The organism is Cellulomonas biazotea (assembly GCF_004306155.1).
Lineage (GTDB): Bacteria > Actinomycetota > Actinomycetes > Actinomycetales > Cellulomonadaceae > Cellulomonas > Cellulomonas biazotea.
This window is the reverse complement of the sequence record NZ_BIMR01000139.1, coordinates 1-12,279: the sequence shown is the minus strand read 5'-3', so window position 1 is coordinate 12,279 and position 12,279 is coordinate 1. Positions and strand designations below refer to the sequence as shown.

Here is a 12,279-nt window from a genome sequence, read left to right as displayed (position 1 = left end):
GACGAGCGGGGCCATGGCGGTCGCGGCCCGCCACCCGTTGGTCGCGGGCGCGCGGCGGCCCCGGCGGCCGGGCGGTGCCGCGGGCGTAGGGCGCGGGGCGGTGGTCGTCATCGTTCGTCCCCCAGCCGAAGGAGCGCGCCGGACGCGCGCCGCAGGAGCGCGTTGGTCGTGACGGCGACGGCGAGCGCGACGAGGCCGGTCAGGGCCGCGACGAGCGCGAGCTGCTCCGGCCAGGTCCACTGGACGAGCGCGCGCGGCACGGGGCGCAGGCCGACCGCGGAGACGGTGAGCAGGGGCCCGAGGACGCTCGCGAGCAGGCCGCCGATCGCCAGACCGGCCGCGACCCCGAGCACCCCGATGATCGCGTGCTCGACGAGGACCGAGCGGACGATCCCGCCGCGGGACGCGCCGAGCGCCTGCAGCCGCGCGAGCTCGAGCCGTCGCGTCCGGACGGACACGGTCGCGCTCATCGCGAAGCCGGCGAACGCGAGCGCGAGGGCCGCGACGGTGACGATCCAGAGCGCCGCCTGGACGCCGATCCGCAGCGGTCCGTCCGTGGCTGCGTCGCGGACCGCGACCCGGCTGGTCGGCTCGCCGAGGTCGGCCTGCAGGACGGCGGCGGCGACCTGCGCGGCGCCGTCGTCGGGGACCTGCGCCCACCACTCGTCGAGCATCGGGTCCGCGGACGCCGCGCCGAGGGTCGCGCGGGTGAGCAGGTCGTGGTCGACCAGCAGGACCGAGCCGCGCGGGTGCCCGGGCAGGAACGGCAGGACCTCGGTGACCTGCGCGCCGAACAGGTGACCGCTGCCGACGTCGACCGCGAGGGTGTCGCCGACGCCGACGCGCATCTGGTTCGCGAGCGTGTCGGACACGACGGCGGGCACGAGCTCGGGGCGGACGAACGTCGTCGTCGCGAACTCCGCGAGGCCGTTGTCGATCGAGAAGTGGTTGACCGTGCCGCCGATGCGGACGCCGCCCTGGACCGGCAGCACCGACATCGGGATCGCGGCGCCGGTCGCGAGGTCGCCGCGGGTGACGGAGTCCCACGTCGCGTCGGCGACGTCGACCGGGCTCATGACGCCGTCGGTGTCGTCGTCGGCGCCCGGGGCGACGAGGCGCACGTCGGTGAGGTCGACCGTGACCGTGGACTGCCGCTCGAGACCGCTGCGGGTGCCCCGGTCGTCCTGCTCCTCCTCCTCGGGCTCGGCGGGCAGGATGCGCCCGACGACCGCGACCAGCGAGAGCCCGTCGGCGGCGGCGGGGAGGTCGACGCGCACGTCGTCGGCGGCGTCGCCGAGCGGCAGGACGCGCGTCGGCTCGAGCGGGAACCGCACGCCCTGGGAGTCCTCGACGACGAGCGTGAGCACGACCTCGCCGGGGTGCGACGGCGTCGCCGCGGTGGCGACGTCGACCAGCAGCGCGTCGACCGTGCCGGGCAGGGGGATGCCCTCGACCGCGGACCGCGGCCGCAGCGGCTCGGTGACGGCGTCCCAGCCAGCGGCGCTGCGCCCGCGCAGCAGGTCGCCGCCGGAGCGCGTGTCGACCGCGACGAGCGTCGCGGCGGGCTGGCGGCTGTCGTCGCGCGACCGCAGGGACCCGCCGACCGACACCTGGCGCTCGGTCACGGGGCTCACGACGGTCGGCCCGGCGAGCGCGGCGACGTCGCGGCTCTGCTCGAGCGGCGAGCTCGGCAGCCGGTCGATGCGCAGGTCGGCGCCGACGGCGAGGTCGGACTGGTCCTGCTGCGAGATGCGCCAGGTGCCGAGGAACGACTGCGAGAAGGACGCGACGGCGACGGCGATCGTGAGCAGCAGGACGGCGCCGGACGCGCGGCCGGGGCGCCGCCCGACCTCCCACGCGCCGAGCGGTGCGACGAGCGAGCGGCTGCGGGTCGCGAGGCGCTCGCCGAGCCGGGCGACCAGGGGCAGCACCCGCAGGCCGAGGACGGCACCGGCGAGCAGCAGCAGCGCGGGGGCGGTGACGAGCACGGGGTCGATGCGCGCGCCGCCGCCGGGCTCGGTGAGCACGGGGGAGCGGTAGCCCTGGAGCTGCCAGACGCCGACCCCGGCGAGGACGAGGAGCGCGACGTCGGCGCCCGAGCGGGCGAGCGCGCCGCGCCGGTCCTGCCGGACGAGCTGCTGCTCGGCCTCGACGGCGCTGCCGCGGCGGCGCAGGAGCGGCTGCAGCAGGACGCCCGCGAGCAGGAGTGCGACGACCCCGCACGTCACCCAGAGGGTCGGCGGCGTGCCCGGGTCGACGTGCAGCCCGGCCGCGTCGAGCACGGGGATCCGGGTGACCGCGTCGTAGGTGAGGCGCGCGAGCCACGGCGCGACCAGCGCGGTGACGACGGCGACGCCCGCGGCCTCGAGCGCGGCGAGCCGCACGAGCTGCCCGTTCGACGCGCCGCGCGACGCCATGAGCGTCTGCTCGGAGGCGCGCCGCTCGGCGAGCAGCCGTGCGGCGAGCAGCAGGACGGTCACGGCGAGGACGACGAGCATGAGGCCGACGACGACGAGGCTGACCCGGGTGACCGCGAGGTTGCCGACGGCCTCGTCGACGGTCGCGGGCAGGAACGTCGCGAGCCGGGCGGTGCTGACCTCGGCGTCGACGGCCCCGACGAGCCGCGTCTGGCCGTCGACGAGCGCGGTCCGCAGCGCGTCGATCTGGCTGCCGGTCGCGGCGCCGAGGTCGGGCTCGGCGACGACGCGCGCGCCGGCGAGGGTCGCGGGCCCGTCGACGAGTGCCTCGGGCACGACGACGAACGGGCCGAAGATCGGTCCGGACAGGAACCCGAACGTGCCGGGGATCGGCCAGCTGGGGTTGTACTGGGCGCCCTCGATCAGGTCGCGACGCCAGACCGAGCCGGGGCCCTCGAGCTCGTGGACGCCCACGACGACGAGCTCCTGGTCGAGGTACGTGACGCCGTCGAGGGTCGGCAGGACGCTGCCGACGCGCCAGCCGTGGGCGTCGGCGGCGAGCAGGGGGACGGCGACGGGGACGCGTCCGTCGGCGTCGACGGCGACGTCGGGCCAGGCGCCGTCGACGAGCCGGGCGTGCTCGGGGATCGCGGGGCCGGCGGCGAGGTAGGCCATCGGCAGCGCGAGGCGCGACCCGGTGCCGACGTGCAGGGGGTTCGACGTGAGCCACGCGCTGCGCTGCGAGTCGATGCCGCCGAGCAGGTCGTCGTAGTACCCGTCGGTCGCGGCGAGCGCGGCGGCGGGGTCGTCGCCGTGGTCGAGCGTGAGGACGACGTCGAGGTCGGTGCCGGCAGCGGACGCCCTCCCGAGGGCCTCGCCGACGGCCCGGGTCTCGCTCACGTGCAGCAGCAGCGCGAACGTGCCGAGCAGCGTCGCGCCGACCAGCGCGACCGCGAGCACGGCGGCGAGCAGGGTGCTCTGCGCGGCGGCGCGGTGCCGCAGCACGCGCAGCGTCCAGCCCATGCAGCCCTCCGGAGACCTCGTCGTCGGCGTGCGCGACCAGGGGCGGAGGCGCGGGGATGCCCCGATGGTAGGTCGGGCGTGCGGGGTGTGGGAGCGATTCCGCAAGCCGAGACCGACCTGTGACCTTGCGCAACTGCGGGCGGCCGCGCGGCTGTCAGGAGCGACCTCCGGCGTGTATATTCCGTCCGGAATAGTCTCACCGGAGCAATGCGAGGAGGGTCGTGGCCACCGAGCTGTCCGCCGTCGCCGTCCTCGTGCTCGGCCTGCTGCGCGAACGTCCGCGGCACCCCTACGACGTCTTCCAGACCCTCGTCGAGCGCGGGGACGCCCGCCTCGTCAAGGTCAGCCCGGGCGCCGTCTACCACGCCGTCGAGCGGCTCGAGCGCGACGGGCTCGTCGAGGCCGTCGGCACCGAGCGCGCCGGACGACGGCCCGAGCGCACCACCTACCGGCTCACCGACGACGGCCGCGTCGCCTACGAGCGGCGGCTCGCGAGCTTCCTCGGGGACGACCACCCGGTCCACCCCGTCTTCCCCGTCGGCCTCGCCGAGGCCGTCGACCTGCCGCGCGACGTCGTGATCGCCGCGCTCACCCGGCGCCGCGCGCACGAGTCCGCCCGGCTCGCCCACCTGGAGCACGCCTACGAGCAGGTCCGCGCCGACGGGCTGCCCCGGCGCTACCTGCTCGACGTCGAGCACGACATCGAGCACCTGCGGCACGAGGTCGCGTGGCTCGACCGCACGCTCACCGAGATCGCCGACGACGTCCTCGGCTGGGACGAGCCCTTCCCGGTCGCGTTCGTCCACGCCCGGCACGCCCGCCGCGCGGCCACCGCCGGTACCTGACAGCGCACCTGACAGCGCACCTGACAGCGCAACCGGGCGCCGCACCCGCACCCGCGGCCCGCCCGGCTCCCCGCACCTCGACGTCCCCGGAGGACCCATGACCACCGAGCAGCCCCGCGCGCTCGTCGACCTGCACGGGCGCAGCCCGTGGAGCGTCCTGCCGCCCCTGTGCCTCGGCTTCTTCATGATCATGCTCGACACGACGATCGTGAACATCGCCGTGCCCACGCTGGTCACCGAGCTCGACGCGAGCTTCACGGCCGTCGGCTGGGTGAACAGCGCCTACCTGCTGACCTTCGCCGTCCTGCTCCTCGTCACCGGACGCCTCGGCGACCGGTTCGGTCCGCGACCGGTCTTCGTCGTCGGCCTCGTCGTGTTCACGCTCGCCTCGCTCTGGTGCGGCCTGTCCGGGTCGATCGGCATGCTCATCGCCGCCCGCGCGGTGCAGGGCATCGGCGGCGCGCTCATGACCCCGCAGACCATGTCGATGATCACGCGCGTCTTCCCGCCCGCCCGCCGCGGTGCCGCGATGGGCGTCTGGGGCGCCGTCGCGGGCGTCGCGACCATCACCGGCCCGGTGCTCGGCGGCGTGCTCGTCGAGACCGTCGGCTGGGAGTGGATCTTCTACGTCAACGTCCCGGTCGGCGTCGTCGCGCTCTGGCTCGCGCTGCGCACCCTGCCCGCGCTCGACACGCACTCCCGCACGTTCGACGGCCTCGGCGTCGTGCTGTCGGTCGTCGGCATGTTCCTCGTCGTGTTCGGCCTGCAGGAGGGCGCGACCTACGACTGGGGCACGGTCGTCGGCCCCGTGACGATCTGGGAGATCGTCGGGCTCGGCGTCCTCGTGCTCGTCGCGTTCGTCGTCTGGCAGCGGCACCTCGGCGACGACGCGCTCATGCCGCTGGGCCTGTTCCACGTGCGCAACTTCTCGCTCTCGAACGTCGCCGGGTTCGCCGTGACGTTCGCGATGACCGGGATCTTCTTCCCGTTCACGATCTTCGCGCAGCTCGTCCTCGGCCTGTCACCCCTGCACGCGGCCCTCGTCGGCCTGGGCGGGTCGCTGCTGTCGGGCGTCGTCGCGCCCGTCGCCGGCCGGTTGTCCGACCGGCTGCCCGCCAAGTGGATCGTCGCGACCGGCTTCGCGATCCTCACGGTCGTCGTCGTGTGGCTGTCCCTGGTCATCCGCCCCGACGTCCCGGTCTGGCAGCTCGTCCTGCCCATGACGGTCTTCGGCCTCGGGACGGGCCTGCTCTTCTCGCCGCTCGCGGCGACCGCGACCGCCGGGCTCGACCACCGCAACGCGGGCGCCGGGGCGGGCGCGTTCAACACGAACCGGCAGATCGGCGGCGTCATCGGCTCCGCGGCCGTCGTCGCGATGCTCACGTCGCGGCTGTCCGTCGCCATCCCCGCCGCCGCGCAGGACGAGGCCGCCCGCCTGCCCGACGACGCCCGCCAGGCGTTCCTCGACGGGTTCGCGCACGTCGACCCCGAGCAGTTCACGAGCGGGTCCGGGGCCGGTGCCGCGCCGCAGCTGCCCGACTCCGTCCCCGCCGACCTGGCCCGTCAGATCACCGACGCGGCGACGCAGGCCGTGCACGGCGGCTTCTCGACGGCCGTCGCCCAGACGCTCCTGCTCACCGCGGCCGTCCTGGTCGTCGGGCTCGTCGCGAGCCTCGCGATGCGCGCGATCCGCCCCGCGCCGCACGGCGCCGCCGCGCCGACCGAGCCCGTGCGCGCGGAGGCGTGACGAGGGCCGCGCGAGCCCGCGCGGAGGCCTGACGGCGGTCGGGTCCCCGCGCGGTCAGGAGGTCCCGACGCCCGTCCCGCGCGTCAGCGGCACGGCATCCCGGACAGGCCGCTGCGGACCCGAACGGTGCGCTGGTCGTCGGCGTACGTGGTCAGCGTGTTCTCGTCCATGAGCACGACGGTCACGTCCGCGGTGCCGCGCGTGAACGACGCGGTCCCCTCGGGCGCGCTCACCGGCAGGTCGACGGTCACCACGTGGCGCCGCCCGTCGCACCGCAACGGCAGGCCCGCCCACGCGAACGTGTCGCCCTGGGAGGCGTTCACGAAGCCCTCCCACTGGATGCCGTCCGTGCCGTCCGGCTGGCACACGAGAAGGACGCGCACCGTGAGGCTCGCCCCGTCGTCGCCGACGTGCGCCATCGGCATGACCCGCACGTCGGCCGGCGGGACCGGGGGCGGCGCGGCGCTCGCCGTCGGAGCCGCCAGCCCGCCCGCTGCCGCGAGCAGCAGGACCGGGATCGTGAGCATCGCCTTGCGGAGCATCGTCGTCCCCTCTCGTGCCTCCTCCTCACGCTAGGAGCGCCTCGGACGGGCCGACCAGGGCCGTCCGGCCCTACGCCGGTCCGCCCGGCGCGACGGGGTCGCGGGGCACCGGCCGCAGCGTCAGCAGGGTGTTCCCGTTGCGGAACTCCCGCACGTCGAGCCGTTCGAGCTCGGTCCGCCCGTCGGCGCCGTCGAGGAACCGCAGCCCCGCACCCAGCACCGTGGGCTGCACGACGACCCGCAGCTCGTCGACGACGCCGGTCGGCAGCAGCGACGCCACCAGCGACGACGACCCGAAGATCGCGACGTCCTTGCCCGGTGCCGCGCGCAGCGCCCGCAGGTGCCCGACGACGTCGTCCGCGACGAACGTCGTCGGCCCCCACGGGTGCTGCGTCGTGGTGCGCGACGCCACGACCTTCGGCAGGTCGTTCATGAACCCCGCGACGGCCGGGTCGTCGGCGTACGCCTGCGGTGTGGGCCAGTAGGTGGCCATGAGCTCGAAGGTCCGGCGGCCCATGACGATCGTGTCGATCGCGTCCCCCTGGGCGGCGGCGTACTCCTCGAACTCGTCGTCGGTCGCGAACCAGTCGGTCCCGCCGTCGGGCGTGGCGTGGAACCCGTCGATCGACACGATGACGAAGGCGTAGACGGTGCGCATGCGGTCTCCTGTGCTCGGGCCGGGCCGCGTCGAGTCCGCCCGGTGGTCGGGGCCGGGCGCAGCGTCTGCCCGGCGGGTCGTCACCAGGATCGACCGGGCCGGACCGCCGGACTCGTCGGGCGCAGTACGGCCTGGTCGACGTCGACCGTCCCGGGTGAAGTCGGGACGGCGCGGCGGGATCACCCGTCCCGACCTCTCACGAACTCCTCCGTGCTCCCGAGAGGTCGGACGAACCCGTCTCGTCGTGACCCTGGAGCCGCCGTGCCCGTCGTCCCCGCCCGAGTCCGCCGCAGCCTGCGCTGGCAGCTGCTCCTGACCGGCGCGGCGTCGGTCACCCTCACCGCCGCCGTGCTCTCCGCGGTCGCAGGGGTCCAGACCCACCGGCTCACGACGCAGGCCGCGGCCGAGGTCGAGACCCTCACGGCCGGCGCGCTCGCCGCGACGGCCGCGCAGGCGACCACGCTCGTCGACACCCAGGTCGCGACCGTCTCCGACCAGCTCGGCGACCAGGTCGCCGTCGCGGCGGCGCTCGTGGCCGCCCGCGGCCCGGTCGGCTTCGGCGAGCCCGTGACGTGGACCGCGACGAACCAGGTGAGCGGGGACGCGACCGACGCGGTCCTCCCGCAGCTCACCGTCGGCGGCACCTGGCTCGGCCAGAACCGTGACGCGTCCGTGCCGACGCCCGTCGTCGACGACGTCGCCGCGACCCTCGGCGGTGCCGCGGTCACGGTGTTCCAGCGCATGGGCGAGGCGGGCGACCTGCTGCGCGTCGCGACGACCGTGCCGACGGCCGACGGTGCGCGCGCGGTCGGCACCTTCATCCCGGCGGTCGCCGCGGACGGCAGCCCGACGCCCGTGGTCGAGACGGTCCTGCGGGGCGAGACGTACCGCGGCGTCGCGACCGTCGTCGGGCAGCCGTACGTCACGGCGTACGCGCCGCTGACCGTCGACGGCGAGGTCGTCGGCGCCCTGTTCGTCGGCGTCCCGCAGGCCGAGGTCGTCGCCCCGCTGGTCACGGCGCTCGAGGGTGTGCGCGTCGGCGCCACGGGCAGCGTCGTCGTCCTCGCCGCGGACGGCACGGTCGTCGTCCCGCGCGACGGTGCCCCCTTTGCGGCGGACGACCTTCCCGCGCTCGTCGAGGCGGGCACGTCGACCCCGGGCGGGGCCGGCGCCGACGGGTCGGGTGCGACGGTCGCCGTCTCGGTCGACGGCGCGCCCGGCACGGCCGTCGTCCGGCACCAGCCGGCGTGGGGATGGTCGGTCGTCGCCTACCAGTCGGACGAGGAGATCGGTGCGGTCGCCGACGGGCTCGTGACCGGCTCGCGCCAGCTCGTCGCGGTGCAGCTCGGGTGCGGGCTGCTCGCCGCCGTGCTCGCCGTCACGGGCTTCGCGCTCATCACCGGCCGGCTCGTGCGTCGGGTCGAGCGGCTCACGACGACGCTGCAGCGGGTCGCCGAGCGCGATCTGTCGGTCGACGTCCGGCCGGACGGCGAGGACGAGGTCGGCGCGATGGGGCACGCCGTCGCGGACGCGGTCGACGCGATGCGCACGGCGGTCGCGCGCATGCAGTCGGGGGCCGACCAGGTCAGCGGCACCGCGTCGCTGCTCGGGGCGTCGAGCGACGCGCTCTCGACGGCCGCAGGCGCCACCTCCCGCCGCGCCGAGGTCGCGTCGGGCGCCGCCGCGGACGTCTCGAGCCAGGTGCAGACGATCACGGCCGCGATGACCGAGATGCAGGCCACGATCACCGCGGTCGCGCACGACGTCGGGTCGGCGCACACCGAGACCCGGGGCACGGTGGGGCTGGGGGCCGAGGCCGCCGAGGCCGCCGACCGGCTCGCCCGCTCGTCGTCGCAGATCAACGACGTCGTCTCGACGGTGTCCGCGATCGCGGGCCAGACGAACCTGCTCGCCCTCAACGCGACCATCGAGGCGGCCCGGGCGGGCGAGGCGGGCCGCGGGTTCGCGGTCGTCGCGGGTGAGGTCAAGGACCTCGCGCAGCAGACCTCGCAGGCGCTGGGCACCATCGAGCCCGTCCTCGCGGCGGTGGCCCAGGACGCGGCCGACGTGCGGGCCGCCGTCGCGCGCATCACGCGCTCGATCGAGGTCGTCGACGAGCACCAGACGTCCATCGCGGCCGTCATCGAGGAGCAGGCGGCGACGACCGCGGACGTCGAGCGGAACCTCGTCTACGCGGCCGAGAGCACGCGCGACATCGCGGGCTCGATCGTGCAGGTCGCCGACGACGCGGCGCGCTCGCGGACCGGGGCGACCGACGTCCAGGGGGCGGTCGCGGACCTGTCGCGCGTCGCCGACGACCTGCGCGGCGAGGTCGAGCGCTTCCGGCTCGTCGAGGTCTGAACCCGCTCCCCGCGGAGGGTGCGCGGACGGCCCGGCCCGTGTGACCGGGGCCGGGCCGTCAGCCGCGCGTCACGCCTGCGGCGGCCGCGTCATGCTCAGCACGTCGAGGGCCGTGTCGAGCTGCTCCTCGGTGACCTCGCCACGCTCGACGTAGCCGAGGTCGACGACGGCCTGCCGGATCGTCAGGCCCTGCTTCACGGCGTGCTTGGCGATCTTCGCGGCGGCCTCGTACCCGATGACGCGGTTGAGCGGCGTGACGATCGACGGCGACGACTCGGCGAACGCGCGGGCGCGCTCCTCGTTCGCGACGAGCCCGACGACGGTCCGGTCGGCGAGGACGCGGCTCGCGTTCGCGAGCAGCCGGATCGACTCCAGCACGGCGGACGCGATGACGGGGATCTGCACGTTGAGCTCGAACGAGCCGGACGCGCCGGCCCACGCGACGGTCGCGTCGTTCCCGACGACGCGCGCGGCGACCATGAGCACGGCCTCGGGCACGACCGGGTTGACCTTGCCGGGCATGATCGACGACCCGGGCTGCAGGTCGGGGATCGCGATCTCGCCGAGGCCGGTGTTCGGGCCCGAGCCCATCCAGCGCAGGTCGTTGCAGATCTTCGTCAGGCTGACCGCGATGGTCCGCAGCGCGCCGGACAGCTCGACGAGCCCGTCGCGCGACGACTGCGCCTCGAAGTGGTCGCGCGCCTCGGTGACGGGCAGCCCGGTGTCCTCGCGCAGCAGCTCGATGACGCGCTGCGGGAAGCCCGCCGGGGTGTTGATGCCCGTGCCGACGGCCGTGCCGCCCAGCGGCACCTCGGCGGCGCGGGGGAGCGCGGCCTGCAGGCGCTCGACGCCGTACCGGACGGCGGCGGCGTACCCGCCGAACTCCTGGCCGAGCGTGACGGGCGTCGCGTCCATGAGGTGCGTGCGGCCCGACTTCACGACGGTCGCCCACGCGTCGGCCTTGTCCTGCAGCGCGCCGGCGAGGTGCTCGAGCGCGGGGACGAGGTCGTGCACGACGCCCGCGGTGGCGGCCACGTGCACCGACGTCGGGAAGACGTCGTTCGACGACTGCGACGCGTTCACGTGGTCGTTGGGGTGGACGTCCTTGCCGAGCCCGCGGGTCGCGAGGGTCGCGAGCACCTCGTTGGTGTTCATGTTCGAGCTCGTGCCCGAGCCGGTCTGGTAGACGTCGACGGGGAAGTGCGCGTCGTGTGCCCCGGACGCGACCTCGTCGGCCGCGGCGACGATCGCGTCGGCGACGTCCTGCGGCAGCACGCCGAGCTCGGCGTTCGCGCGGGCGGCGGCCTTCTTGATGCGGGCGAGCGCCTCGATGTGGCCGCGCTCGAGGGTGCTGCCGGAGATCGGGAAGTTCTCGACGGCCCGCTGCGTCTGCGCGCGGTACAGGGCGTCCGCGGGGACGCGGACCTCCCCCATCGTGTCGTGCTCGATCCGGAACTCGGGCGACGTCGTCGGGCCCGTGACAGGTGCGGAGGTCATGCGCTCCATCCTGCCGCACGACACCGGGGCACCGGACAGGTGACGATGGCCACATGGACGCCTCCCTGGCCCACGTCTGCCCCGCCGAGAAGTTCCTCGAGCACGGTCGCCTGGTGCGCACGCCGCGCCGGCTCGACGACCGGGCGCTCGTCCTCGAGCACCTCGCGTCGCGCCTGCTCGCACCGGGTGAGAAGGCCGCCGAAACCTCGCTGACCGAGCGGCTCGCCGCGGTCACGGACGACCCGGTGCGGCTGCGGCGCGACCTCGTCGAGGCGGGGCTCGTGGGGCGTCGGCGGGACGGGTCGGAGTACTGGCGCGAGCGGCCCACGGGTCACGACGACGAGCCCGGCGCACGGCCCGGCCCGGAGGACGCCTGGTTCTGACCGCCGCGGCTCAGCGGCGGACGACGAAGAACGCCACGTCGCCGTCGCCGTGCTGGGTCAGGCTCAGCTCCGTCACGACGTCCTCGTCGAGCGTCCCGATCTCGACGGTCGTGGGGTCGGGTCCGGTCACGCAGTCGGCGACCGCCGGGTCGGTGAGGGGGGCCACGGGATCGAGCACCACGGTGACGTCGTCCGCGCCGTCGCACAACGCGACGAGGTCGTACCGGCCGGCGTCGAGGTCGGCGAGGAACGTCCCTCGTCCCTCGCCGTCGTTGCACGCGTGCATCACAGTCCCGGCGGGCTCCGGGAGACCTGCCTCGCACCGGTCGCGCAGCCCCAGACCTCCTTGCCCGGCCAACGGGTCTCCGCCGCAGGCGGTGAGGAGCGCCCCGGCTCCCAGGACGCCGATCGCGGCGAGGCAGCGACTGCTGCGATCGCGGCGTCGTCGTCTGTTCGCCCGGGCGGCATCGGCACGCGCCATGTCTCTCCTCAGGTCGACGGCGCTGCACAAACTAGCGAGCGTCGGGCCGTCGGGTGGCGGGTTTGGCGCACCGATGCTGCCGACAGGGGTCAGCCGATGTCGCCGACCGACTCGGTGAGCTGCACCTGGCCGTCGGCGAGCGTGTACTCCAGGCCGACGATCGCGCAGCGGCCGTCGGCGATCGCCTCGGCGAGGGACACCGAGTAGCCCTGGAGCATCTGGACGGTGTGCCGCACGTGCTCGTGGCCCAGCGTCGCGGCGTCGACGGAGCCGATGCCGCCCTCGCTCGCGAGGTTGACGATGCTCGGGATCACGCGGTCGACGA

The 12,279-nt window shown here is 75.3% G+C and carries 9 protein-coding genes and 1 pseudogene; 4 read left to right on the top strand and 6 right to left on the bottom strand.

Translation table 11 applies throughout. From position 1 onward, the window contains the following. Positions 1 to 107 precede the first annotated feature (107 nt). Positions 108 to 3,440 carry an FtsX-like permease family protein gene (locus tag CBZ_RS10230; protein WP_130781459.1) on the bottom strand — a complete coding sequence of 1,111 codons (3,333 nt, stop codon included), beginning with the start codon at positions 3,438 to 3,440 and terminating at the stop codon, positions 108 to 110. 221 nt (positions 3,441 to 3,661) lie between these two features. On the opposite strand from CBZ_RS10230, the gene CBZ_RS10225 reads away from it, so the two are divergent. Together CBZ_RS10225 and CBZ_RS10220 are read left to right on the top strand one after the other, a co-directional pair. Continuing rightward, positions 3,662 to 4,285, top strand: a complete 624-nt coding sequence (locus tag CBZ_RS10225; RefSeq protein ID WP_130781458.1) for a PadR family transcriptional regulator — start codon at positions 3,662 to 3,664, stop codon at positions 4,283 to 4,285. A gap of 97 nt (positions 4,286 to 4,382) precedes the next feature. After that, complete coding sequence (locus CBZ_RS10220; RefSeq protein WP_130781457.1) at positions 4,383 to 6,032, top strand: DHA2 family efflux MFS transporter permease subunit; 1,650 nt, start codon at positions 4,383 to 4,385, stop codon at positions 6,030 to 6,032. A gap of 83 nt (positions 6,033 to 6,115) precedes the next feature. Here the strand turns inward: CBZ_RS10220 and CBZ_RS10215 are convergent, their stop codons facing one another. Both CBZ_RS10215 and CBZ_RS10210 read right to left on the bottom strand, forming a co-directional pair. Further along, positions 6,116 to 6,574, bottom strand: coding sequence for a hypothetical protein (locus CBZ_RS10215; protein WP_130781456.1), 459 nt, complete (start codon positions 6,572 to 6,574; stop codon positions 6,116 to 6,118). Between the two features lie 70 nt (positions 6,575 to 6,644). Continuing rightward, the gene (locus CBZ_RS10210; RefSeq protein WP_130781455.1) at positions 6,645 to 7,232 is read right to left on the bottom strand and encodes a dihydrofolate reductase family protein; all 588 of its coding nucleotides are present in this window, start codon (positions 7,230 to 7,232) and stop codon (positions 6,645 to 6,647) included. A 261-nt stretch (positions 7,233 to 7,493) separates the two neighbouring features. Here CBZ_RS10210 and CBZ_RS10205 point away from each other — a divergent pair, with 261 nt between their 5' ends. Continuing rightward, positions 7,494 to 9,593 carry a methyl-accepting chemotaxis protein gene (locus CBZ_RS10205; protein ID WP_165446725.1) on the top strand — a complete coding sequence of 700 codons (2,100 nt, stop codon included), beginning with the start codon at positions 7,494 to 7,496 and terminating at the stop codon, positions 9,591 to 9,593. Between the two features lie 69 nt (positions 9,594 to 9,662). Here the strand turns inward: CBZ_RS10205 and CBZ_RS10200 are convergent, their stop codons facing one another. Beyond that, a complete protein-coding gene (locus CBZ_RS10200) occupies positions 9,663 to 11,090 on the bottom strand; it encodes a class II fumarate hydratase (RefSeq protein WP_130781453.1) in 1,428 nt (475 codons plus the stop codon). 53 nt (positions 11,091 to 11,143) lie between these two features. Between CBZ_RS10200 and CBZ_RS10195 the strand changes: the two genes are divergently transcribed. Next, positions 11,144 to 11,473 (top strand): DUF2087 domain-containing protein, encoded by a 330-nt coding sequence (locus CBZ_RS10195; protein ID WP_130781452.1) that lies wholly within the window; start codon positions 11,144 to 11,146, stop codon positions 11,471 to 11,473. Positions 11,474 to 11,483: 10 nt separating this feature from the next. Here the strand turns inward: CBZ_RS10195 and CBZ_RS10190 are convergent, their stop codons facing one another. Both CBZ_RS10190 and CBZ_RS10185 read right to left on the bottom strand, forming a co-directional pair. Next, complete coding sequence (locus CBZ_RS10190; protein WP_130781451.1) at positions 11,484 to 11,759, bottom strand: glycosyltransferase family protein; 276 nt, start codon at positions 11,757 to 11,759, stop codon at positions 11,484 to 11,486. Between the two features lie 284 nt (positions 11,760 to 12,043). Next, a pseudogene (locus tag CBZ_RS10185) lies at positions 12,044 to 12,279 on the bottom strand (carbonic anhydrase); the annotation flags it as partial.